We start from the raw sequence: 21,280 nt of genomic DNA on the forward strand, positions 1-21,280 counted from the left end.
GCCCTTCCTAGAGCCCGACAACGCCGGCCAGGCCGGAGATATCGGCGATTTCCGTATAGCCGTAATAGGGGTTGGCCGGCTCATGGCGACGATTGACCCAGACCTTGTTCTTGATGCCGAGATCATGGGCCGACATCAGATCGTAGCGGAAGGAAGAGGAGCAATGAAGAATATCTTCCGGGCCGCAGCCGAGCATGTCGAACATATATTCGAAGGCCTGGAAGCGCGGCTTGTAGGCATTGGCCTGTTCGGCCGTATAAACGGCATGGAATGGAGCACCGAGCTTGGCGACGTTGGAAGGGATCTGGTCGTTCATGGCGTTGGAGAGAATGACCAGCGGAATTTCCTTGGCAACCTTGGCAAGCCCTGCTGGCACATCCGCATGCGGCCCCCAGGTCGGGACGCGCTCATAGACCATCTTGGCATCCTCGTCCGTGAAGGTCACGCCGTTGCGCTTGCAGGACCGTTCCAGCGAATTATAGACAACCTCGGCATAGGGCTTCCAGGCGCCCATGATCTCATCAAACCGATAGCCTGCAAAATTCTTGATGAACTCCAGCATGGCCGGCTCATCGAGACGGTCGCCATAAAGGTCGCGCGCCGCTTCCGCCATCTGGAAGTTGATCAGGGTACCATGGCAATCGAAGGTGATGTATTTCGGGCGGAAGGTGGTCATGCGCTTCATCCTTGCATGGGGCCTTTGGGAAGGCCTGGCTGGCCTTTCGGGTGATGATCGATAATAGAGCTGCTTCCCGCGCGTATGCCGACTGATTTCCCCTCTTTCGAAGCAGAAAGTTCCGTATCCTACCTTCGCTTTGGCATTTGCTTGCAGAAACAAGGCCTGAGGCCCGGCCAAAACCACCCTGAAACGCAGCGGCAAGATCAAGGCGCGGCATAAGATGCGGCAACGAGCCGCCGCTTTGGCGGAAGATATCGTTACAGCCACCGCCTTCGGATAATCGTCCGGCCTATTGCCCCCGAAACTCAGATGCAGAAAAGGGAGCATCGTCCATGCAGATGGGTGACATCGAGATCAAGGCCTTTGCCGCCGAACACCTTGCGTCGGCCGTTCGTCTCTCGCAGGAGGCCGGCTGGCCGCACCGTTCGGAAGACTGGCTGGTCGCTCAGCAATTGAGCGAGGGCGTGGTTGCTGTAGAAGAGAACGGCAACGTGGTCGGCACAGCTCTCGTCACACCCTATGGTTCGGATTGTGCGACGATCAATATGGTCATCGTCGATTCCGCCATGCGTGGCCACGGCCTCGGTCGCCGGCTGATGGATGCGGCCTTGGCTATCGGTGGCGCACGGCCTCTTCGCCTGATCGCCACCAGCGACGGGCTTCCTCTTTATGAAAAGCTCGGGTTTCGGCAGACCGGCACGATCCTCCAGCACCAAGGGATTGTCGCCTCGGCACGATCTTCGGCCAATACGCAGGCCGTAACCGCTGGTGACCTGCCCGCGATAACGGCACTCGACAGACAGGCCTTTGGCGCAGACCGCACATCGCTCATGCGCAAGCTCTTCGAGATCGGCGAGTTTGCCGTCATCCGCAATGACAGTGAAATCACCGGCTTTGCCTGCATCCGTGTTTTCGGTCGCGGCGAGGTCATCGGACCGGTGGTCGCCGGCAATCTTAAGGACGCGCAATCACTGGTGTCTCATTTCCTGGCTCAGCGGATCGGCAGTTTCGTTCGGGTCGATACCATCGCTGCTGCCGGCCTCGCTCCCTGGCTTTCGGAGCACGCTCTTTCCCATGTCGGCGGCGGCATCGCCATGTCGCGGCCTCTTTCCATTCAATCCGCCGCCTCTACGGCGACAACCTTTGCCCTTGCCAATCAGGCCCTTGGCTGATCCGGAGAACATCATGCTCAGTAATTCGCTCATCGAACTCGATCGCGCCCATCTGGTCCATCCGGTCGCATCCTATCGCGGCCATGAACAGCAGGGCGTGCGGGTGCTTGCATCAGCCAAGGGCGCTACCGTCACGGATGCCCGCGGTCATCAGCTGATCGACGGTTTTGCCGGGCTCTGGTGCGTCAATGCCGGTTACGGACATGACTCGATCGTCGAAGCCGCGGCACGCCAGATGCGTGAACTGCCCTATGCGACAGCCTATTTCGGACTGGGTTCAGAAGCCCCCATCCGCCTCGCAGCGGAACTGGCCGATCGCGCGCCCGGCGATCTTAAGCATATCTATTTCACGCTTGGCGGTTCTGATGCCGTCGACAGCACAATCCGCTTCATCCGCTACTACTGGATTGCCAGGGGTCAGCCGCAGCGTGACCAGTTCATCTCCATCGAACAGGGTTATCACGGCTCCTCGACAGTCGGCGCAGGCCTTACCGCGCTTACCAATTTCCACACGGGCTTCGGCATTCCCTTCGAATGGCAGCACAAGATCCCGTCGCCCTATCCCTACCGCAATCCTGTCGGCCAGGATCCTCAGGCGATCATCGATGCCTCGCTTGCCCAGTTGAAGGACAAGATCGAGACGATCGGTCCGGATCGGGTTGCGGCATTCTATGCCGAACCTATCCAGGGCTCCGGCGGCGTCATCGTGCCGCCCAAGGGATGGCTGAAGGCAATGCGCAATCTCTGCAAGGAATACGGCATCCTGTTCGTCGCAGATGAAGTCATAACCGGCTTCGGTCGCACCGGGCCACTCTTCGCCTGCACCGAAGACGAAATCGTTCCCGATTTCATGACGACCGCCAAGGGCCTGACATCCGGATATGTTCCCATGGGTGCCGTGTTCATGGCGGACCACGTCTATCAGGTGATCGCCGATGGTGCGGGTGCCTCGGCAGTCGGCCACGGCTACACATATTCGGCTCATCCGGTCAGTGCGGCAGTCGGTCTCGAAGTCTTGAAACTCTACGAAGAAGGCGGCCTGCTGGAAAACGGCGTCAAAGCTGGCGCACGGCTGATGGCCGGCCTCGAAGGCCTCAGAGATCATCCTCTGGTCGGGGATGTTCGCGGACGCGGCATGCTGGCCGCCGTCGAACTCGTGACCGACAAGGTCGCCAAGACCCCGCTTCCCGTAGAGGCGGCTCCGGCACGGCGGGTCTTCGATCGCGCCTGGGATAATGGCCTTGTGATCCGCGCCTTCGCCAATGGCGTTCTCGGTTATGCTCCACCGCTCTGCTGCACGGATGACGAGATCGATGCGATCATCGAGCGTACGGCAAATACCCTTGATCAGACGCTGGAAGATCCCGATGTCCGCCGAGCCATGAAGGATTGAGGCTGGATCACGTACCGGGCCTTGTACCGCCAACGGGCAAATTTCAGAATTATGTGCCGCACTACCCCGCCAATTCGGAGAAAATGGCGGGGCCGAACTGTCAAACTTCAATCTAACAAAGGCCCAAAACCCCATAAAACCTGCAAAGGGCGGGGGAAAACAACAGGGCACGGAACAGCATAATCTTTGGCACTCGGCTGCACAGCGCGCCAATTGCCCATAAAACGGGATGCTAACGTGACGAAATCTCTGAAAACATTCATATATCTGTCCTTCGACGTCGTTGGCACGCTGATCGATTTTGAAGGCGGATTGACCTCCTGCCTCAAGGAAATAGGTACCGAAAACGGTGTAGAGGTCGATGGCGAAGAAGCACTGGCGCTCTACCGCGCAGCCCGCTATTCGGACGCGACAGACCTTTTCCCGGATGATCTTGTTCGCGTTTATCTCCTGATCGCGCCGAAACTCGGCCTGCCTGCCGAACAGGCCCATGGCGAACGCCTGCGCGACTCTGCAAAGACCTGGAAGGCCTTCCCGGACAGCGTAAAGGCCCTGGCCGACTTGAAGCAGCATTATCGCCTGATCGCGATGACCAATGCGCGTCGCTGGGCATTCGAGTTTTTCTCCAAGGAGCTCGGCAATCCATTCCATGCCGCCTTCACTGCCGATGATACCGGCACCGAGAAACCCGACCCGGCCTTCTTCCATCAGGTCTTCGACTTCGTCTCCTCAGAGGGCGCTAGCAAGGACGACATCCTCCACGTCGCCCAGAGCCAATATCATGACATCGGCATCTCCCGTCAGCTCGGCATGACCAATTGCTGGATCCAGCGCCGGCATGCCCAGAAAGGTTATGGCGGCACTATCGAGCCTGCCGAATTCACCAAGCCTGACTACCACTTCACTTCGATGGCCGAACTGGCCGAAGCCGTGAGGATTGCCAACGAGAACTGACCATCAACGATCTTCGTAACATCGGGCCAAGCCGGCTGAAGACCGGCCGCCCGCCAACGGTGAAAAGGGGAATGACATGCATAACAAGATCACCAATTGGACCGCGTCCGACGACGCAATGGTCGAGAATGCCATTCGCCGAGGAGCCACACGGCGCGAACTGCTCAGCATGATGCTTGCAGGCGGCGTCGCAATGTCCGCCGGAGGCATGATCCTCGGCCGGGCGTCCGATGCCCTCGCTGCCACCCCGAAAAGCGGCGGCAACCTCAAGGCGGCCGGCTGGTCGTCCTCTACAGCCGACACGCTCGACCCGGCGAAAGCCTCTCTTTCCACCGATTACGTCCGCTGCTGCGCGCTTTACAACCGCCTTACCTTCCTCGATCAGGCGGGCCTCGTGCAGATGGAACTGGCCGAGAAGGTCGAAAGCGCAGATGCCAAGACCTGGACCGTCAAGCTACGCTCGGGCGTTACCTTCCATGACGGCAAGTCGCTGACCTCCGCCGACGTTGTCTTCTCGCTGAAGCGTCACCTCGATCCGGCCGTAGGCTCCAAGGTCAACGCGATCGCCAAGCAGATCACCGACGTCAAGGCGGTTGACCCGACAACGGTCGAGATCGCGCTCGCCAACCCCAATGCCGACCTTCCGACCATCCTGTCGATGCACCATTTCATGATCGTGCAGGACGGCACGACTGATTTCTCCAAGGGCATCGGCACCGGCGCCTTCAAGCTCGAGACTTTCGAACCGGGCGTGAAGTCGATTCTCGCCAAGAACCCGAACTACTTCAAGTCGGGCGGCGCTCATGTGGACTCGTTCGAATTCTTCGCTATCTCGGACGACAACGCCCGCGTGAATGCGCTTCTTTCCGGCGACATCCATCTTGCTGCCTCGATCAAGCCGCGCTCCATGCGTCTGGTCGAAAGCCAGCCCGGCTTCGTCCTCTCCAAGACCACATCCGGCAACTATACCGACCTCAATATCCGCCTTGACATGACACCGGGCGACAAGGCCGACTTCGTTAAGGGCATGAAGTACATCACCAACCGCGAACAGATCCAGAAGTCGGTTCTGCGTGGCTTGGCCGACGTCGCCAACGACCAGCCGGTTTCCCCTGCCAGCATCTATCACAATGCGGAACTCAAGCCGAAGGCCTTCGATCCGGACAAGGCGAAATTCCACTTCGAAAAAGCCGGCGTGCTCGGCCAGAAGATCCCGATCATCACCTCCGACGCTGCCACCTCGGCCGTCGAAATGGCGACGATCGTACAGCAGTCGGCGGCCGAAATCGGCATGAACCTCGATGTCCAGCGTGTGCCGAATGACGGCTATTGGTCCAACTACTGGCTGAAGGCACCAATCCATTTCGGCAACATCAACCCGCGCCCGACGCCTGATATCCTGTTCTCGCTCCTCTACGCGTCCAATGCGCCGTGGAACGAAAGCCAGTACAAGTCCGAGAAGTTCGACAGCATGCTGGTCGAAGCACGCGGCCTTCTTGATGAAGCCAAGCGCAAGGAAATCTACGGCCAGATGCAGGTCATGGTCGCAGAAGAAGCCGGCACTATCATTCCGGTCTACATCTCGAATGTCGATGCGATCACCGAAAAGCTGAAGGGCCTTCAGGCCAACCCGCTTGGCGGCATGATGGGCTACGCGTTTGCCGAATACGTCTGGATCGACGCCTGAGGCTCATGCATGATGGCAGGAGACATCCGTCTCCTGCCATTCGTGCCGCATGTTCCGGCATATCCCGCTCCAGACGGGAGCCTGCCGGCAATTGGAACTTCTCAAAACCAGGGAGCCGATCTTGAGGACATTCGTACTCAATCTCATAGTGCACCGGCTTCTCATCGCAGGTCTGACGCTGCTGATCGTCTCGTTCGCGGTGTTTTTCGCAACGGCCATGCTGCCCGGCGATACCGCCAGCATCCTGCTCGGGCAGGCGGCCACGCCCGAAGCCGTGGCCGGTCTTCGCGCCGCCATGCATCTCGACGAACCTGCCGTGTTCCGTTTCTTCCGCTGGCTCGCCGGTTTGGCCCAAGGCGATCTCGGCACGTCTTACGTCAACAATGTCGCGGTGGCGGATCTGATCGGCGGACGTTTCGTCAACACGATGCGCCTTGCCGGCATCACGACGCTGATCGCCGTACCCGTTGCCCTGACGCTCGGCATCACCTCGGCCATGTTCCGCGGTTCCATCTATGACCGCATCGTCACCATCCTGACGATCGGTGTGATCTCCGTGCCCGAATTCATGATCGCCACGTCTGCGGTCCTCGTCTTTTCCGTCTATCTGAAGTGGCTGCCCGCACTTTCCTTTGCCAACGAGGTGACCTCCTTCTGGCAGGTGCTGAAAGTCTATGCCATGCCGGTCATCACCCTTGCTTTCGTCGTCTCGGCACAGATGATCCGCATGACCCGCGCAGCCGTCATCGACACGATCAACACGCCCTATGTGGAAGCAGCCCTTCTGAAAGGCGCTTCGCGTCCGCGCGCCGTGCTCTACCATGCGCTGCCCAACGCGGTCGGCCCCATCGCCAACGCGATCGCGCTGTCGCTTTCCTATCTCGTCGGCGGCGTCATCATCGTCGAAACCATCTTCAACTATCCGGGTGTTGCCAAGCTTATGGTCGATGGCGTCTCGACGCGCGACCTGCCACTCATCCAATCCTGCGCTATCATCTTCTGCATCGGCTATCTCGCCCTGATCACGCTTGCAGATATCGTTGCCATTCTTGCCAACCCGAGGCTGCGCTGACATGACCCTATCCACGCCCTTGTCGAGCAAATTCAGCTACAGCTTCAGCTGGATCGGAATGGTCGGGCTTGCGATCATCGTCTTCTGGGCAGTTATCGCGCTAGCGGCCCCGTACATCATTCCCTACCCGATCGGAGAAATCGTCGACGAGGATTATTTCGGCCCAATGAGCAGCAAGCTGCTTCTCGGTTCTGATTATCTCGGCCGTGACATGCTCTCAAGGTTGATGATGGGTGCGCGTTATACCGTCGGCATCTCGCTCGCAGCGGTCTGCATCGCCTGTTTCACCGGGACGGCGCTTGGTATGGCCGCAGCCGTCATCGGCGGCTGGTTCGATACGATCCTCAGCCGCTTTCTCGACGCGCTCAACTCCATTCCCAGCAAGCTTTCCGGCCTGGTCGTTGCTGCCGCGATCGGTTCCTCGATCAATGTCCTGATTGTCATGCTGGCGGTGATCTACACCCCCGGCGCCTATCGCTTCGCCCGCGCGCTTGCCGTCAACGTCAACACGATGGACTACATCACTGTCGCGCGTACCCGTGGCGAAAGCATCCTTTACATCATCTTTTCCGAGATCCTGCCAAACATCATCGGGCCGTTGCTGGCGGATTTCGGCATTCGTTTCGTCTTCATCACGCTGCTTCTGTCCGGCCTCTCCTTCCTCGGCCTCGGTGTACAGCCGCCCTATGCCGATTGGGGCGCTTTGGTTCACGAAAACATCAGCGGCCTGCCTTTCGGCGCACCGGCTGTCATCGTGCCCTCACTTGCGATTGCCAGCCTCACGATCAGCGTCAACCTGCTGATCGACAATCTGCCCAAGAAGATCCGCGACCGGAGTGCGTGAATGGAAAAACTGGTAGAAATTCGCGGACTGAAGGTCGAAGCGACAACCGATTCCGGCCGACGTCTGGACATCATCAAGGGCGTCGATCTCGATATAGCACCGGGGGAGATCGTCGCGCTGATCGGCGAAAGCGGCTCCGGCAAGACCACCATTGCCCTCACCCTCATGGGCTATACCCGCACCGGCTGCCGCATATCCGGCGGCAGCATCAGTGTCGCCGGCAAGGACATGGTGACGCTGAGCGAGCGGCAGCGGGCGTTGATCCGGGGTCGGGAAATATCCTACGTGCCGCAATCGGCCGCCGCGGCCTTCAATCCGACGAAGCGCATCATAGATCAGGTCGTCGAGGTCACCCATATCCATATGCTCCTGCCACCGGCCGAGGCCAAGCAGAAGGCTATCTCTCTGTTCAAGGCACTTTCCCTGCCCAATCCAGATCAGATCGGCGAGCGTTACCCCCACCAAGTTTCCGGTGGTCAGCTGCAGCGCCTCGCCGCCGCGATGGCGCTGATCAGCGATCCGAAACTCGTGATTTTCGACGAGCCTACGACGGCATTGGATGTGACGACCCAGATCGAGGTTCTGCGCGCCTTCAAGTCCGTCATGAAGAAGAGCGGAATTGCCGGTGTCTACGTGTCCCACGATCTGGCTGTCGTCGCCCAAATTGCCGACCGCATTCTCGTGCTGCGCAATGGCGAAGTACAGGAAGTCGGTTCCACCGAAACCATTCTCAACGATGCCAAGCATCCTTACACGCGCGAACTTCTGTCGGCATTCGAACCCAAGCCGCGTGGCGATCACCTGGACCTCGCTACCGAAGCAAAACCGCTGCTTGAGATCAATGCCCTGACTGCAGGCTACGGACCGGTTCAGGAAGACGGCCTGCCACTGGTGCGCGCCGTTCAGGAAGCCAGCATCACGGTACAAAAGGGACGCAATCTTGGCATCATCGGTGAATCGGGCTGCGGCAAATCCACGCTTGCCCGTTCGATCGCCGGCATCCTGCCAGCTTCATCCGGCAAGCTGACCCTCGACGGGCGCCAACTGGCACCCTCGGCACGACAGAGAAGCCGCGGGCAGCTTCGCGAATTGCAGATCGTCTTCCAGCACGCCGATACGTCTCTCAATCCGGCAAAATCGATCGAAGACATTCTCGGCCGCCCCCTCACCTTCTATCACGGCATGAAGGGCAGCCAGCGCAGCGCCCGCATCGATCAATTGCTCGACATGGTGCATCTGCCGAAAGCATTGCGCAGCAGAACGCCGGCAGAACTTTCCGGCGGCCAGAAACAGCGCGTCAATTTCGCACGCGCGCTCGCCGCCGAGCCGAAGATCATCCTCTGCGACGAGATCACCTCAGCACTCGATACGGTCGTTGCCGCTGCAGTCATTGAGCTTCTGAAGGAATTGCAGCGCGAGCTTGCACTTTCCTACATCTTCATCAGTCATGACCTGTCGGTGGTGGAAGCCATCTGCGACGAGATCGTCGTCATGTACCACGGGAAAAAGGTCGAGCAGATCACACCGGCCATCTCCAAGGTTCCGCAGCATCCCTATTCGCAACTGCTGTTTTCTTCGGTGCCCAAGCTAGACCCCAATTGGCTCGATAGCCTCGAGCGCGATCCCGAACTGGTGAAGGCTTACGGACATGCCTGAACGCCGGGATCACCGGCATTGCGAATGCCGGTGATCCCTCTGACAAGAAATGGAATGCGCTAAACGAGGAACAGGCTGGTGAGCGGCATGTGCGCCTTCACGATCGGCGATTTCAGCACCACGAAGCTGAAATATTTGTCGATGCCGATATCCATGTCCGTCAGGCGTTCCATGATCGTCTGGTATTCGCCGATACCAGCGGTGACGAATTTCAGCAGATAGTCATAGCCGCCGGAAACGAGATGGCATTCGATGACCTGATCGACTTTCTCGACCGCCGCAAGGAAACGGGCAAAGTCGATCTGCCGATGGTTCTTGAGCGTGATCTCGGTGAATACGGTCAGGGTCTGGCCAAGTTTGCCGATATTGATCTGGGCCGAGTATCCGTCGATATAGCCCTCCTGCTGCAATTTCTTCACCCGCATCAGGCATGGGCTGGGGGAAAGATTGACCAGTTCGGCAAGCTCGACATTGGTGATGCGGCCATTCTTCTGGAGTTCGTAGAGAATCTTGATGTCGATACGGTCGAGCTTCATCTGCGATCTCTCCTTGCGACCAGCACTCGGCAGCATTTTATTCTGCCGTTTTCTGGAAACCAGCTTAACACTATGAAGACGCTTGTCTATTCCATTGTGCCGCAAGCGCTACGGCAGGAAAATCTGCTTATCCCGGATCATGCAGCATTTAATGCCGTCCGCGCCATCTGTCCGGTAACCGATGGATGGTTCGTCTCGCTATGCTTGCGGCGACAAGGAGAAGAAATGCCATGCCAGCGCCGCTCACGCTCGTCCCGACGTCCCACGATCTCCCGCAGTCTGCCGACGCTGTCGTTATCGGCGCCGGCATTGTCGGTGTCTTTACCGCTTACTATCTGGCGACGCGCGGCCTGAAGGTTGCGCTGGTTGAAAAGGGCTTTGTCGGCGCCGAACAATCGAGCCGCAACTGGGGCTGGTGCCGCCAGCAGAACCGCGATGCCCGCGAACTCCCAATGGCAACGAAAAGCCTCGATCTGTGGGAGCGTTTTGCCGCAGAAACTGGAGAAGATACGGGCTTCCGACGCTGCGGTCTCCTTTATCTGAGCGACAACGAGGAAGAGATCGCCGGCTGGGCCAAATGGCGGGATTTCGCCAGGACCGTAGGCGTCACAACGCATATGCTGGACAATGCTGCAGCCGGAGAACGCGGCAAGGCGACCGGCCGCTCATGGAAGGGCGGCGTATTTTCGCCAACGGACGGCACGGCCGATCCCGCCAATGCCGCACCCGCGGTCGCCCGTGCGATCATCAGGCTGGGCAGTTCCGTACACCAGAACTGTGCAGCCCGTGGTGTAGAGATGGAAGGCGGCAGGCTTTCGGCCGTCGTCACCGAACACGGAACGATCAGGACGAAGGTGGCGATCCTGTCCGGCGGCGCATGGACTTCGTCCTTCTGCCGCCAGCTCGGCATCCGCTTCCCGCAGGCTTCAATCCGCTCAACCATCCTCTCCGTCGGCCCGGGCCAGGGCGATCTTCCGGATGCGCTCCATACGGCGCGAGTATCGGTCACCCGACGCGGCGACGGCGGACACACGCTGGCAATCAGCGGACGCGGCCGTGTCGACCCGACGGCGCAGAACATGCGTTTCGCAGCCCAGTTTCTCCCCATGTTCATGCGGCGCTGGCGCAGCCTCTCTCCCGGTGGATTGGAAGGCATTCGCAGCGGCCATGAAAGCCTGAAGACGTGGCGCCTCGATCGGCCGACGCCGATGGAAGAGATGCGCATCCTCGATCCCGTAGTCGATCGCCACACGGTCAAGCTGACGCATGAGCGGGCCACCGAACTTCTGCCCGACTTCAAGGGGCGTCCGGTCACGGCAGCATGGGCTGGATATATCGATTCCACGCCGGATGGCGTACCCGCCATCGGCGAGACTGCAGTCGTAACCGGCCTCGTACTTGCTGCGGGCTTCAGCGGCCACGGCTTCGGCATTGGTCCGGGCGCCGGCCACCTGATCGCCGATATCATTACCGGCGCGCAGCCCATCGTCGATCCTGTCCCTTACCGTCTCGAGCGCTTCGAGCGGTCTTCATGGGGCAAGGTCGCCGACTTCTGACCGATTGCCCTTTGATGTAAGCTGAGACTGGCAACCAACGGACACGGAAAAACGCATGCAGGCACGCCAACTGGAAGTTTTCTGCATGCTGATGCGCTGCGGGACTGTGACCGGCGCCGCCGCCATGCTCAACATATCGCAGCCCGCTCTCAGCCAGATCCTGCTTCATGCGGAAGACCAGCTGGGCTTCAAGCTGTTCAATCGAGTTCGCGGCAAGCTGGTCCCGACCCGCGAAGCCGAGGAGCTTTATCCCGAATGTGAGAGAATTTTCTCGGAACTCGGCGCATTGAAGCGGCATACGACCGACATGCGCTTCGGCCGCACTGGCATCATCCGGGTTGCGGCCTCCGCACCACCGGCCATGTCGATCGTGCCGAAGGCGCTCGCATCGTTTCGCGAAGCCCATCCGGATGTCGTGATCCGCTCACTCATCGCACCGCTGGTCAATGTCGTCGACATGATCCGCAACGGCGATGCCGCACTCGGGCTTGTGATGAACAATATGGCGAGACCAGGCATCGAGGTCGAGACGCTCGGCCATACCGAGCTGATCTGCATCCTGCCCGAAGGACACCGGCTGGCGGATCGCGAACATATCAATTTCGCCGACTTGCAGGAAGAAACGCTGATCTCCTACAGGGCCGGCACCTATCCCGGCCGCATACTTTTGAGTGCGGCGGCGGCCGAAAAGCATATGTTCAATCCGGCAATCGAGATCGACATCTCGCTGACTGCCCTGCCCTTTGTCCGTGACGGTTATGGTGTCGCCGTGGTCGATGGATTGCTTCCATGGGATCAGTTTCCCGGCCTTATCCGCAAACCGCTGTCTCACAAGGCGATGGTACCGATCGCGCTGCTCACCAGCCGAGACCGCCCGCTCACGGGAAGCCACCTGGCGATGCGCGATAATATTCGCGACGCCTGCGCCTCGGTCTTGGCCAAGGCGGAAGATCTCAATCGTTAGAGCCTTTCAGGCATCCCGGACCCATGCTCCGATCGGAGCAGGCCTGACCGGCGCCTGTTCCCGCAGACGCCCGGCGTCGCTGACGGAAATCCCGGCCTTTGCTGCAATCAGTTCGGCACCGGCCAATTGGCAATAACGCCCCTGGCAGCGGCCCATGCAGACCCGCGCGAGCGACTTCACCCGATTGGCTTCCGCACCGCCGTAATCGACACCGTCGCGCAACTGACCGGCAGTGATCCCCTCACAGCGGCAAACCACCGTCTCGTCGGGCGTCCTGCGAACCATGTCAGCCGGCCAGGGAAAGGCACGCGCCATGCCACGGGCAAAACGCTCATACCGTCTGAGCCGCCGCAGATCCGCAGAACTGTCGGGCGCAGCCAGGCCCATATCGGAGAGACAGGCATGCGCGGCCAGGCGACCGGCGACTTCCGCCCCGTCGGCTCCGAGAATGCGCAAGCCGTCACCGGCAAGATAGAGCCGTTCTGCAGCCCTTCCCATGCGGTCGGTGCGCGGAAGCCATTGCGCCCAGCCGGCATCATAATCGAACTGGCAACCGGCAAGCCCGGCAAGCTGTGTTTCTGCCCGCAAATGCCATCCGATACCGACCATGTCGCAATCGCTTTTCCGCATTGCGCCACGCGCATCCTGCCAGCGGATGCTCACCGGGCCGCATTCGTCGGAATCGATACCGAGTATCTTCACGCCAGCATGATAAAGCCGTCCCAGCTTGGCGCGCATCATCATCCCGCGCAGGATAAGCCCCGGTCTTGCCAGCATGCCGGGAAGTCCCGTCATCTGCGTCACGAATGACGAAGTGTCGAGAACGGCCGCAATCTCGGCCCCGGTCTTCAGCAATTGCGTTGCGACCAGTGTCAGCAGCGGCCCCGAGCCGGCAAGCACGATCTTCTGCCCGAGCGCGACACCCTGAGCCTTGAGAGCGATCTGGGTTGCGCCGAGACTGTAGACAGCGGGTGACTGCCACCCTGGCACGGGTGCGAGGCGATCGGTGGCGCCTGTCGCAAGGATCAGCCGGTCATAGCTGAATTCGCGCCGCCCCGAAGGGGTCAACGCATGCAGGCTTCGGTTGGCGCAGGCAAGGACGGAACTCTGCGGATGGTAATCTACCTGCCCCTCGGCCACCATCTGGTCGAACCGACCATGCAATGCGACCGCCTTGTCGGCTTCGGTTCCGTAGAGTTGCCGCGCAGATCGGGTAAAACCATCCGGCGGCCGGCGATAGATCTGGCCGCCGGCCCTCATTCCCTCGTCAATGACTACGGGCTTTATACCCGCCGATACCAGCATCTCGGCGGCACGAATGCCTGCCGGCCCCGCGCCGACGATGACGACCTTTTCAGCATCCGAACTCATGACGGCCATCCGGCAGGTGCTTCGGTCAGCAGTTGCATGCCGTCCATGACCGGCGTCGAACAGGCACGAAGCCTTCCCCCATCTGCCTGCCAGATCCAGCAATCCTGACAGGCGCCCATCAGGCAGAAACCTGCCCGCCTCTCCGGCCCGAATTCCGATTGCCGCAGGTGATGGGAAGAAGACAACACCGCTGTCAGCACCGTATCACCCGCAAGAGCCTCGCAGGGCGAGCCATCCAGATGAAAATGCACCCGCGGTCTTGCCGTTTCCGACAAACGGACAATTCGCCCGGTTCGCGGGTGCGGCTTCATTCAGCAGCCTCCTTGGCCTCGATCGCAGGCTCCGGCATTTCCCTGAAGCGCGCCCGGACATCCGCCAGGGCCTCGGATACGCCTTCCAGTCCGACACGGCCCTTCATCCGGCGGAAGATTTCCGTCTTGGTGAAGAAGCGCCAATGGATCGGCAGACCGGCAAGAATGTCGGTGAGGAGATCATAGGCGGCCGGCGTCCATTGCGCCTCATAACCCTCGCGCTCGGGACCGTAGTGGAAGTGGCCGGCAGATGCGGAGCGTGATGCCCTGAGGCTTTCGGTCGCTTCCTCATCCGCACCACCATCACGAATGACGACCCCATAGTCGCGCTCTGCGGCCTCTGCAGAGACATATCCGCGCTCGACATCGCGAACCACGCGCCAGACCTCACGTTCCAGCGGATTGCCGCGTCCGCCACCGCCTGCCGAACGGATTTCCAGCACGTCGCCGGGCTGCAGGATGGCGGTATCGATATTGCCGAGCCGGCGATAGTCATCCCGACCGGGGTTGAGCACCATGTCGGACAGGCCCGCAGCCTTGCCGCCGAGCAGACCCCAGGGCCGGAAGAAGCTGCGGTCGCGGTTGCGCGCGGTAATCCGGCTGCCCGGGCTGGACACCCGGAACGCCATCTCGGTCGCAAGACCGCCGCGCCAGCGGCCCGCACCGCCACTGTCCTTCGCCAACCCGTATTTGACGAATTCGATCGGCACTTCGGTCTCGGTAATCTCGATCGGCGTGTTCTTGAGGTAAGCGGCATCAGCCCCGGAGCCGTTGGTGCCATCGCGATGCGGCATGCCACCACCTCCGCCAACGACCGGATTGACGGCCGCGATGACAGTACGACCTCGCTCGTCGGTGGTCATAACGTTGACGATGCAGTTGTTGCCAGCAGGTGCTGCCGGAAGCCTTTCAGGCACAGCCTGGCAGAAGGCGCCGAAGATCACCGAACGCAGGCGGGCGCAGGTAAGCGACCGCATGCCGACAGCAGCCGGCGAAATCGGGTTGAGCACGCTGCCCTGCGGCGCAATGCAGGTAAACGGGCGTGTCAGGCCGGTATTCAGCAGGATCTTCGGATTGATCGTGTAGAGCACATAATAGACGCCGACGAGCAGCATCGTATGCCGCGGATCGCCGCCCGAGGGAACATTGAGCGAAGACCCGAGCTGCGGATCGGAACCGGTGAAATCGAGGATCGCCTCGTCGCCCTTGATCGTCAGCGTCAGTTTCAGCCGGCATGGATTGGCTTCGACAGAATCCTCGTCCGCGTAATCAACGAAGACATAGGTACCGTCCGGCATGGAGCGCAGAATGTCACGCGCCTGCGCTTCGGCATGATCGAGCAGCACTTCCGCGCCTTCGAGAAAGGCCTCTTTCCCGAATTTCTCGACCATTGCGAGGATCTTGCGCTCGCCGGTATTGAGCGCACCCACCAGCGCCTTGATATCCCCGATGTTGAGATCGGGCTTGCGAACATTGGTGGTCATGATCTTCAGAATGTCCTCGTCGAAGACACCTTCATTGACCAGCTTCATCGGGGGAAAGCGGATGCCTTCCTGATGGATTTCGGTCAGGGCGCGCGAAAGAGACGCCGGCACGGCGCCGCCCATGTCGGTATTGTGGATGTGGCCGCCGGTCCAGGCGATGATCTCACCCTCGTAGAACACCGGCTTCCAGAGATGCGTGTCGGGTGCGTGGGTTGCGACGAAGCAGGAATAGGGATCGTTGGTGAAGGCAACATCGCCGGGCTTGTAGTCGGCGACCATGTCGATTGCCCGCGTATAGGTCAGCCCTGGATACCATGTGGCACCGAGCCCCATCGGCACGCCGAACGTGTCGCCATTGCGGTTTATCAGCATCACCGTGAAATCCTCCGTCTCCTTGACGAAGGCGGAATGTGCGGTCCGCTGCAGCGTATAGGCCATGTTCTCGGCAGCCGCGCGGGTGTGATTGGCAAAGACCTGAAGGTTCAATGGGTCAAACATGGCGGGTTACTCCGAGAAGGTCAGATGCAGGTTCAGGTGGCGGTCGACATCGACCGTGGCGCCGGCCGGAATGGCAAAGGTCGTATCTTCCTGCGCGACCACCGCCGGGCCTGAGAACCGGCCGCCCGGATGCAGAAGATCTCGCCGGTAAAGGCCGATCCATTCGAACTCCTTGCCGGTGAAGACGGGGATCTCCCGCTCCGGCACCGCGGCAACACCGCCATGTTCGGCCTCGACCGGAAGCTCCAGAGCCGGACCGGCACCGATCGCCGAAAGGCGCAGGTTGACGATCTCGATCTCTCCGTCCGGATCGTCGAAATCGTAGAGCTTCGCATGCATGGCATGGAAGGCGTCTTTGATGGGGCTGAGCTTGCCCTCGGCGATCCATGCTGCCTGAACCGGCACCTCGATCTCGAAGCTCTGGCCGACATAGCGCATGTCGGCGGAAACATACAGCGTCGCCGGCCCCTGATGTCCCTGCTTCGAAAGCCACGCCAGCCCCTCGGCCGACAGCGAATCCAGCGCCTTGCGCAACAGCGGTGTCGCCTCGGCGGAAATATGCGTGAAGACAGTGCGGATGAAGTCGCCGCGAAGATCGGCCACCAGGCCGCCCAGCGCCGAGACGACGCCCGGACGCGGTGGCCCGATGACCTTCGCCATCTTGAACTCCCGCGCCAGGAAAGCGCCGAGCATCGGCCCGCCGCCGCCGAACGGCATCAAGGTGAATTCCCGCAAATCGACGCCTGCACGCGAGGCAAGCTTCTCGACCTCCACGAACATTTCGGAAATGGCGATATCGAGAATGGCCTGCGCTGCTTCCTCGGCCGTACGGCCGATCTGGTCGGCGAGCTTGGAGACTGCCGCGCGAGCCAGGCCGACATTGATCTGCAACTGGCCGTAAGCCATCTGGCTATGGCCGAGCCAGCCGCAGACCGCCATCGCATCCGTCACGGTCGCCTGAGTGCCACCACGCCCATAGCACGCCGGTCCCGGCGTCGATCCGGCCGATTCCGGTCCGACACGCAAGACGGCCTGCGCATCGACGCTTGCAATAGAACCGCCCCCGATGCCGATGGAACTGACCGAGACCGATGGAATATGCAGCGGAAACTCGCCAATCAGTTCGCCCGTACCGAATTGCGGCTCGCCTTCGATGATCAGCGCGAAATCGGCCGAAGTACCGCCGATATCGAGCGTCAGGATATGCTTTTCACCGGCGCGGCGAGCAAGCCAGGCGGCGCCGATGACGCCGGATGCGGTACCGGAAAGTAGCATCTGCACGCAGGAGCGCTTGCCCTCCGCCGCATTCATGACCCCGCCATTCGACTTGGTCAGCAGCGCCGGAGCCGTTACTCCACGGGAAACCAGTTTGTCCTCCAGCGCCGTCAGATATCCGGAAACACGCGGATGGACGTAGCCGTTGAGGATGGCTGTGGTGGTGCGCTCGTATTCGCGAATGACCGGCCAGACTTCCGAGGATGTGAAGACGAACAGATCGGGAGCCGACTGTGCAATCTGGGCCTTGACCGCCGCTTCCTGGGCATCGTTGCGCCAGGAATGGAGGAAGGAGATGATGATGCCCGATGCACCCTTTGCCTTGGCGGTTGTAACGGCTTCGACGACGGCCTGCATGTCCGGCGCCTGCGCTTCGCTGCCGTCGGCTCTCAGTCGCGCCGGAATGCCGAAGACCATGTCACGCGAAATGAGCTGGTCGGGACGCGAGCAGAAGAGCGAATAGACGTCCGGCATTCTCAGGCGCGCCAGTTCGATCACGTCCTCGAAGCCGGCATTGGTCATCAGCGCCAGCGACACGCCGCGCCTCTGGATGACGGTGTTGATGCCGACCGTCGTACCATGCACGAAGCGGCTGATCGAAGTCGGATCGAGCCCTTCGCGCTCAGCGAGAAGCGAAAGCCCGGTCATCAGTTCCGCGCCCGGATCGTCCGGCGTGGTCAGAACCTTCAAGGAGGCGACCCTGCCTGAGCGCGTTTCAAGAGCGCAGAAGTCGATGAAGGTTCCGCCGATATCGACGCCGACCTTCCAATCCTGTTCCTTGAGATGGTCTTTGCCGGGCGCTGGCGCATTGTCCATATTGGATCCCTTTCCGTCTGGTTATGCAAAGCTGGCACGATGGAACCACGTCGGTCCAAGACGGAAAGGGCGATATCCCATAAGCAGAACTTATGCCCTCGAACGGACCAACCCATAGGTCCGACTTATGGGAGTGCCCAAAGCTCGACTTTGACTTGACCATGCCGGATCGGTCACTCTTCATGCGATTTTCAGGATGACGAGGAAGCCGGATGGATGTGATTGTTGTCGGTGGTGGCCTGATGGGCGCAGCCTCGACCTTTTTCCTGGCGCGCCGCGGACTGCGTGTCACGCTTATCGAGCGAAACCGTGTCGGCAGTGGTGCGACCGTCGCATCCTTCGGGAATATCCGCAGAAGCGGCAGATATCTGCCCCAACTCCCCCTCGCCCACCGGTCGCTGGCCCTTTGGAAAGAAGCGGAAAAGCTGCTTGGGCGCGATGTCGAGTTTCGCGCCACCGGCCATCTTCGTCTCATCTTTACAGAGAAGGGGCTGAATGAGATGCGGAGCTTCTCCGAGGCGGCGCGGCCCTGGGGGTTGGATCTGGAGGAACTCGGCCCGAAAGAGGTGCAGAACCGTTTTCCGGGCCTCGGCCCGACCGCAATCGGCGCCTCCTTTTCCCCGCAGGACGGCAGCGGCAATCCTCGCCTTATTGCGCCCGCCTTTGCCGATGCCGCGCGCCGGCTCGGCGCGGAAATCGTCGAGGAAACCACTGTCGAGAGCATAGGGAAAACGCCACACGGTTTCGAAGTTCGAACCTCGAAAGGTCTTTATTCGTCGCCGATACTCCTCAATACGGCCGGCGCCTGGGGCGCACGGATTGCCGAGCAATTTTCCGAACCGGTACCGATCGTCGCCAAAGGTCCGCAAATGGGCGTCACCGAACCGCTTCCACATCGGGTTCTGCCGGTCGTCGGCGTCTGGGGCCATGAACATGGCGGCGGTTATCTTCGCCAGGTCGAACGCGGCAATATCGTGTTTGGGGGCGGAGCGGAACGCACCGATGTCTCGCTGGACAGCGGCCATGCCAAGGCCGATCCCGCCCGCCTGCCGGGACAGCTAAGGGCACTTCTGCCCTTGCTGCCAGCGCTTGCGAACGTCTCGGTGATCCGCACCTGGTCGGGCTGTGAAGGTTATGTCGCCGATGGCCTGCCCGTCATGGGACAATCCGCGACGACTGAAGGCCTTTACCACGCCTTCGGCTTTTGTGGACACGGGTTCCAGCTTGGACCCGGAGTGGGTGACGTCATGGCGGAGTTTATCGCGACGGGCCAAACGCAAATACCCCTGAAAGATTTCCGGATTGGGCGGTTTTCGCCGGTGGGACAGGCAAGTTCTTGAGCAGATAAAGATCACCGATCTCGGCATCGAAATGGTGACTTTTGAAAGTGCATGTGGCTGAAATTTCGAGAACACTCTGGCCGTATCCGAGCGCTCTTGAGCTGGTTGATCAATTATCAACCGCATGGCTCTTCATGCGGAAGAAACTAGGCTTTGATCCCTTGATTCAGAGGATAATAAAAACTCTCCGGCCAGTCCAAGACGCAGCTGGCAATCCAAGGTCTCTCTGGTTATCAGCTATCCCGCCACAGAACCCTCACCGCCATCGTCGCTGCGGAGGTTCGCTTCTCGACGGAAAGCTTGTTGAAGATTTGCTCCAGGTGCTTGTTGACGGTGCGCGGCGACATTTCCAGGATGTCAGCAATCTCCTTGTTCGCCTTGCCGTGCGCAATCCAGAGCAGCACCTCCGCTTCCCGCAACGTCAATGCAAAGGCTTTTGCGAGTGGCTCCTCATCCGTTCCACGGTGCCGGTCGACAAGCCGCAACAGCAATTCGTCATTCCCGTCATCGGACAATATGCGGAATTCCAGATCCTGTCCGTTGCGTGAATAACGAAGCGCCTGGCCAAGCGCGGCGGATGGCAACTGCTCGGCGGCAAGGCCAACCAGTTCCACGATCTCCCACGGCAGGTAGGCGCCCTGGTCGGACCGGATCCCGGCGCGTTGCATCAGGTCGGCGGCCTGTTGTGTCGACCAGTGGATTCGTCCGTTCCTGTCGCAGGCGACGATCCAGCGCCCGGTGGAATCCAGCGCACGCCGCGCAGAACGAGCCCTTCGCGCATTGCCCAGATGGACGCGCATGTGCGAACGCGACGACAGGCCGGACATATGGACGCAAGCGACCAGATCAAACTATCTCGAAATATCTTGCGGGTCAGGGGCCGTCCAATTATGGGATGTGAACACTCGACCCGTTAGATTTCTGTCTAGCCCAGTCAGGTTGGACAACAGGTCCCGAACCCAGCAGGGAGTTAGGCGGTCCAGTCTTCCACGCGTAAGCCTGCCACGCGATCAAACTCACGGCGGTTGTTTGTGACGACGATCAATCCGCGCGACCGAGCGTTTCCAGCTATGAATTGATCATATGGACCAAAGGGCGTTCCGTTTCGTGCAAGTTCAGCACGCAACTGGCCAGTATGGGTGGCTGCTAGCTCGTCATAAGACATAACTTTCAGGCGAGCTGCTAATCCCTCAACCACGGCCAAGTTTCGTTCTGGGCTAGCCGACTTCTCTGCGCCATAAATCAGCTCCAAACGCAGGCTGATCGCGCTCGCTCATGAAGTCGGCGGTTGTGCCAGCGCTTTCAAACCAGCTGTCCCAACCCTCACCTGCGGGGGCTATGATTCGAGTACGCCCGACCGCGACGATATCGACACTCTTCACATCATCCGAAAGAGCGACTGCCTTTGGAAGCCGGATGGCCTGGCTACGATTACTTTGAAATACCGCGCCCTGCTCCATGACATACTCCTCTGGCATCTACAGATTGGATATCCCGAAAGCAATGTGCGACAAAGGATATGTCAATGGGATATACGACGCTACACGATAAGCAACCGTTAAGCGTTTGAAAGGAGACGATTGGCGACCCGGTCTTAACCGGCTCATGTATGGATGCCCCCGTTCATGCAAGTTTTTCTTTGAGCGGTTTGAACGTGTGATTGGATGCGGTC

The 21,280-nt window shown here is 60.2% G+C and carries 19 protein-coding genes; 10 read left to right on the top strand and 9 right to left on the bottom strand.

Going from position 1 to position 21,280, the window contains the following annotated elements; translation table 11 throughout:
- Positions 1-7: 7 nt before the first annotated feature.
- Entirely contained in the window at positions 8-676 is a 669-nt protein-coding gene (locus JZX87_RS27315) for a haloacid dehalogenase type II (RefSeq protein ID WP_183993200.1), read from the bottom strand.
- Between the two features lie 335 nt (positions 677-1,011).
- Between JZX87_RS27315 and JZX87_RS27320 the strand changes: the two genes are divergently transcribed.
- The 7 genes from JZX87_RS27320 (at position 1,012) to JZX87_RS27350 (ending at position 9,457) form a co-directional block, all read left to right on the top strand.
- On the top strand, positions 1,012-1,851 hold the full coding sequence (locus tag JZX87_RS27320) for a GNAT family N-acetyltransferase (protein ID WP_206828991.1): 840 nt from the start codon (positions 1,012-1,014) through the stop codon (positions 1,849-1,851).
- 13 nt (positions 1,852-1,864) lie between these two features.
- Positions 1,865-3,244 (top strand): aspartate aminotransferase family protein, encoded by a 1,380-nt coding sequence (locus tag JZX87_RS27325; protein ID WP_206828992.1) that lies wholly within the window; start codon positions 1,865-1,867, stop codon positions 3,242-3,244.
- 237 nt (positions 3,245-3,481) lie between these two features.
- Complete coding sequence (locus JZX87_RS27330) at positions 3,482-4,198, top strand: HAD-IA family hydrolase (RefSeq protein WP_353654270.1); 717 nt, start codon at positions 3,482-3,484, stop codon at positions 4,196-4,198.
- A 76-nt stretch (positions 4,199-4,274) separates the two neighbouring features.
- Positions 4,275-5,885, top strand: a complete 1,611-nt coding sequence (locus JZX87_RS27335) for an ABC transporter substrate-binding protein (protein WP_206828993.1) — start codon at positions 4,275-4,277, stop codon at positions 5,883-5,885.
- Between the two features lie 121 nt (positions 5,886-6,006).
- On the top strand, positions 6,007-6,957 hold the full coding sequence (locus JZX87_RS27340; RefSeq protein ID WP_206828994.1) for an ABC transporter permease: 951 nt from the start codon (positions 6,007-6,009) through the stop codon (positions 6,955-6,957).
- 58 nt (positions 6,958-7,015) lie between these two features.
- Complete coding sequence (locus JZX87_RS27345) at positions 7,016-7,801, top strand: ABC transporter permease (protein WP_404946561.1); 786 nt, start codon at positions 7,016-7,018, stop codon at positions 7,799-7,801.
- Positions 7,802-9,457, top strand: a complete 1,656-nt coding sequence (locus tag JZX87_RS27350; RefSeq protein WP_206828996.1) for an ABC transporter ATP-binding protein — start codon at positions 7,802-7,804, stop codon at positions 9,455-9,457.
- A gap of 59 nt (positions 9,458-9,516) precedes the next feature.
- Here the strand turns inward: JZX87_RS27350 and JZX87_RS27355 are convergent, their stop codons facing one another.
- Positions 9,517-9,993 carry an Lrp/AsnC family transcriptional regulator gene (locus tag JZX87_RS27355; RefSeq protein WP_112509010.1) on the bottom strand — a complete coding sequence of 159 codons (477 nt, stop codon included), beginning with the start codon at positions 9,991-9,993 and terminating at the stop codon, positions 9,517-9,519.
- A 230-nt stretch (positions 9,994-10,223) separates the two neighbouring features.
- Between JZX87_RS27355 and JZX87_RS27360 the strand changes: the two genes are divergently transcribed.
- Together JZX87_RS27360 and JZX87_RS27365 are read left to right on the top strand one after the other, a co-directional pair.
- Positions 10,224-11,549 (top strand): NAD(P)/FAD-dependent oxidoreductase, encoded by a 1,326-nt coding sequence (locus JZX87_RS27360; RefSeq protein WP_206828997.1) that lies wholly within the window; start codon positions 10,224-10,226, stop codon positions 11,547-11,549.
- Between the two features lie 55 nt (positions 11,550-11,604).
- Positions 11,605-12,513, top strand: a complete 909-nt coding sequence (locus JZX87_RS27365) for a LysR family transcriptional regulator (protein WP_183828032.1) — start codon at positions 11,605-11,607, stop codon at positions 12,511-12,513.
- 6 nt (positions 12,514-12,519) lie between these two features.
- Here JZX87_RS27365 and JZX87_RS27370 read toward each other — a convergent pair whose 3' ends face one another.
- The 4 genes from JZX87_RS27370 to JZX87_RS27385 are packed head-to-tail and all read right to left on the bottom strand — an operon-like array spanning position 12,520 to position 18,268.
- The gene (locus tag JZX87_RS27370; protein ID WP_206828998.1) at positions 12,520-13,884 is read right to left on the bottom strand and encodes an FAD/NAD(P)-dependent oxidoreductase; all 1,365 of its coding nucleotides are present in this window, start codon (positions 13,882-13,884) and stop codon (positions 12,520-12,522) included.
- Complete coding sequence (locus tag JZX87_RS27375) at positions 13,881-14,195, bottom strand: (2Fe-2S)-binding protein (protein WP_206828999.1); 315 nt, start codon at positions 14,193-14,195, stop codon at positions 13,881-13,883. Before JZX87_RS27375 ends, JZX87_RS27370 begins: the two co-directional genes overlap by 4 nt.
- On the bottom strand, positions 14,192-16,177 hold the full coding sequence (locus tag JZX87_RS27380; RefSeq protein ID WP_206829000.1) for a hydantoinase B/oxoprolinase family protein: 1,986 nt from the start codon (positions 16,175-16,177) through the stop codon (positions 14,192-14,194). Before JZX87_RS27380 ends, JZX87_RS27375 begins: the two co-directional genes overlap by 4 nt.
- A gap of 6 nt (positions 16,178-16,183) precedes the next feature.
- Entirely contained in the window at positions 16,184-18,268 is a 2,085-nt protein-coding gene (locus tag JZX87_RS27385) for a hydantoinase/oxoprolinase family protein (RefSeq protein WP_206829001.1), read from the bottom strand.
- Positions 18,269-18,480: 212 nt separating this feature from the next.
- Here JZX87_RS27385 and JZX87_RS27390 point away from each other — a divergent pair, with 212 nt between their 5' ends.
- Positions 18,481-19,608, top strand: a complete 1,128-nt coding sequence (locus tag JZX87_RS27390) for an NAD(P)/FAD-dependent oxidoreductase (RefSeq protein WP_206829002.1) — start codon at positions 18,481-18,483, stop codon at positions 19,606-19,608.
- 233 nt (positions 19,609-19,841) lie between these two features.
- Here the strand turns inward: JZX87_RS27390 and JZX87_RS27395 are convergent, their stop codons facing one another.
- From JZX87_RS27395 to vapB, 3 genes are all read right to left on the bottom strand, one after another.
- Complete coding sequence (locus JZX87_RS27395; protein ID WP_206829003.1) at positions 19,842-20,408, bottom strand: helix-turn-helix transcriptional regulator; 567 nt, start codon at positions 20,406-20,408, stop codon at positions 19,842-19,844.
- Positions 20,409-20,578: 170 nt separating this feature from the next.
- Positions 20,579-20,860: a tRNA(fMet)-specific endonuclease VapC gene (vapC, locus tag JZX87_RS27400; protein WP_502711343.1), complete on the bottom strand. Its 282-nt coding sequence runs from the start codon at positions 20,858-20,860 to the stop codon at positions 20,579-20,581.
- Positions 20,826-21,068 carry a type II toxin-antitoxin system VapB family antitoxin gene (gene vapB, locus JZX87_RS27405; RefSeq protein WP_206829004.1) on the bottom strand — a complete coding sequence of 81 codons (243 nt, stop codon included), beginning with the start codon at positions 21,066-21,068 and terminating at the stop codon, positions 20,826-20,828. The genes vapC and vapB overlap by 35 nt, the downstream gene beginning before the upstream one ends.
- Positions 21,069-21,280 lie beyond the last annotated feature (212 nt).

Source organism: Agrobacterium sp. Ap1 (assembly GCF_017313375.1).
GTDB classification, from domain to species: Bacteria; Pseudomonadota; Alphaproteobacteria; order Rhizobiales; family Rhizobiaceae; genus Neorhizobium; species Neorhizobium cellulosilyticum.

Coding starts and splice junctions, on each gene's coding strand:
- JZX87_RS27365 (WP_183828032.1), top strand. CDS start 11,605: ATGCAGGCACGCCAACTGGAAGTTTTCTGCATGCTGATGCGCTGCGGG.
- JZX87_RS27345 (WP_404946561.1), top strand. CDS start 7,016: ATGGTCGGGCTTGCGATCATCGTCTTCTGGGCAGTTATCGCGCTAGCG.
- JZX87_RS27325 (WP_206828992.1), top strand. CDS start 1,865: ATGCTCAGTAATTCGCTCATCGAACTCGATCGCGCCCATCTGGTCCAT.
- JZX87_RS27380 (WP_206829000.1), bottom strand. CDS start 16,177: ATGTTTGACCCATTGAACCTTCAGGTCTTTGCCAATCACACCCGCGCG.
- JZX87_RS27350 (WP_206828996.1), top strand. CDS start 7,802: ATGGAAAAACTGGTAGAAATTCGCGGACTGAAGGTCGAAGCGACAACC.
- JZX87_RS27390 (WP_206829002.1), top strand. CDS start 18,481: ATGGATGTGATTGTTGTCGGTGGTGGCCTGATGGGCGCAGCCTCGACC.
- JZX87_RS27375 (WP_206828999.1), bottom strand. CDS start 14,195: ATGAAGCCGCACCCGCGAACCGGGCGAATTGTCCGTTTGTCGGAAACG.
- JZX87_RS27315 (WP_183993200.1), bottom strand. CDS start 676: ATGACCACCTTCCGCCCGAAATACATCACCTTCGATTGCCATGGTACC.
- JZX87_RS27355 (WP_112509010.1), bottom strand. CDS start 9,993: ATGAAGCTCGACCGTATCGACATCAAGATTCTCTACGAACTCCAGAAG.
- JZX87_RS27395 (WP_206829003.1), bottom strand. CDS start 20,408: ATGCGCGTCCATCTGGGCAATGCGCGAAGGGCTCGTTCTGCGCGGCGT.
- JZX87_RS27360 (WP_206828997.1), top strand. CDS start 10,224: ATGCCAGCGCCGCTCACGCTCGTCCCGACGTCCCACGATCTCCCGCAG.
- vapB (WP_206829004.1), bottom strand. CDS start 21,068: ATGGAGCAGGGCGCGGTATTTCAAAGTAATCGTAGCCAGGCCATCCGG.
- JZX87_RS27335 (WP_206828993.1), top strand. CDS start 4,275: ATGCATAACAAGATCACCAATTGGACCGCGTCCGACGACGCAATGGTC.
- JZX87_RS27370 (WP_206828998.1), bottom strand. CDS start 13,884: ATGAGTTCGGATGCTGAAAAGGTCGTCATCGTCGGCGCGGGGCCGGCA.
- JZX87_RS27320 (WP_206828991.1), top strand. CDS start 1,012: ATGCAGATGGGTGACATCGAGATCAAGGCCTTTGCCGCCGAACACCTT.
- JZX87_RS27385 (WP_206829001.1), bottom strand. CDS start 18,268: ATGGACAATGCGCCAGCGCCCGGCAAAGACCATCTCAAGGAACAGGAT.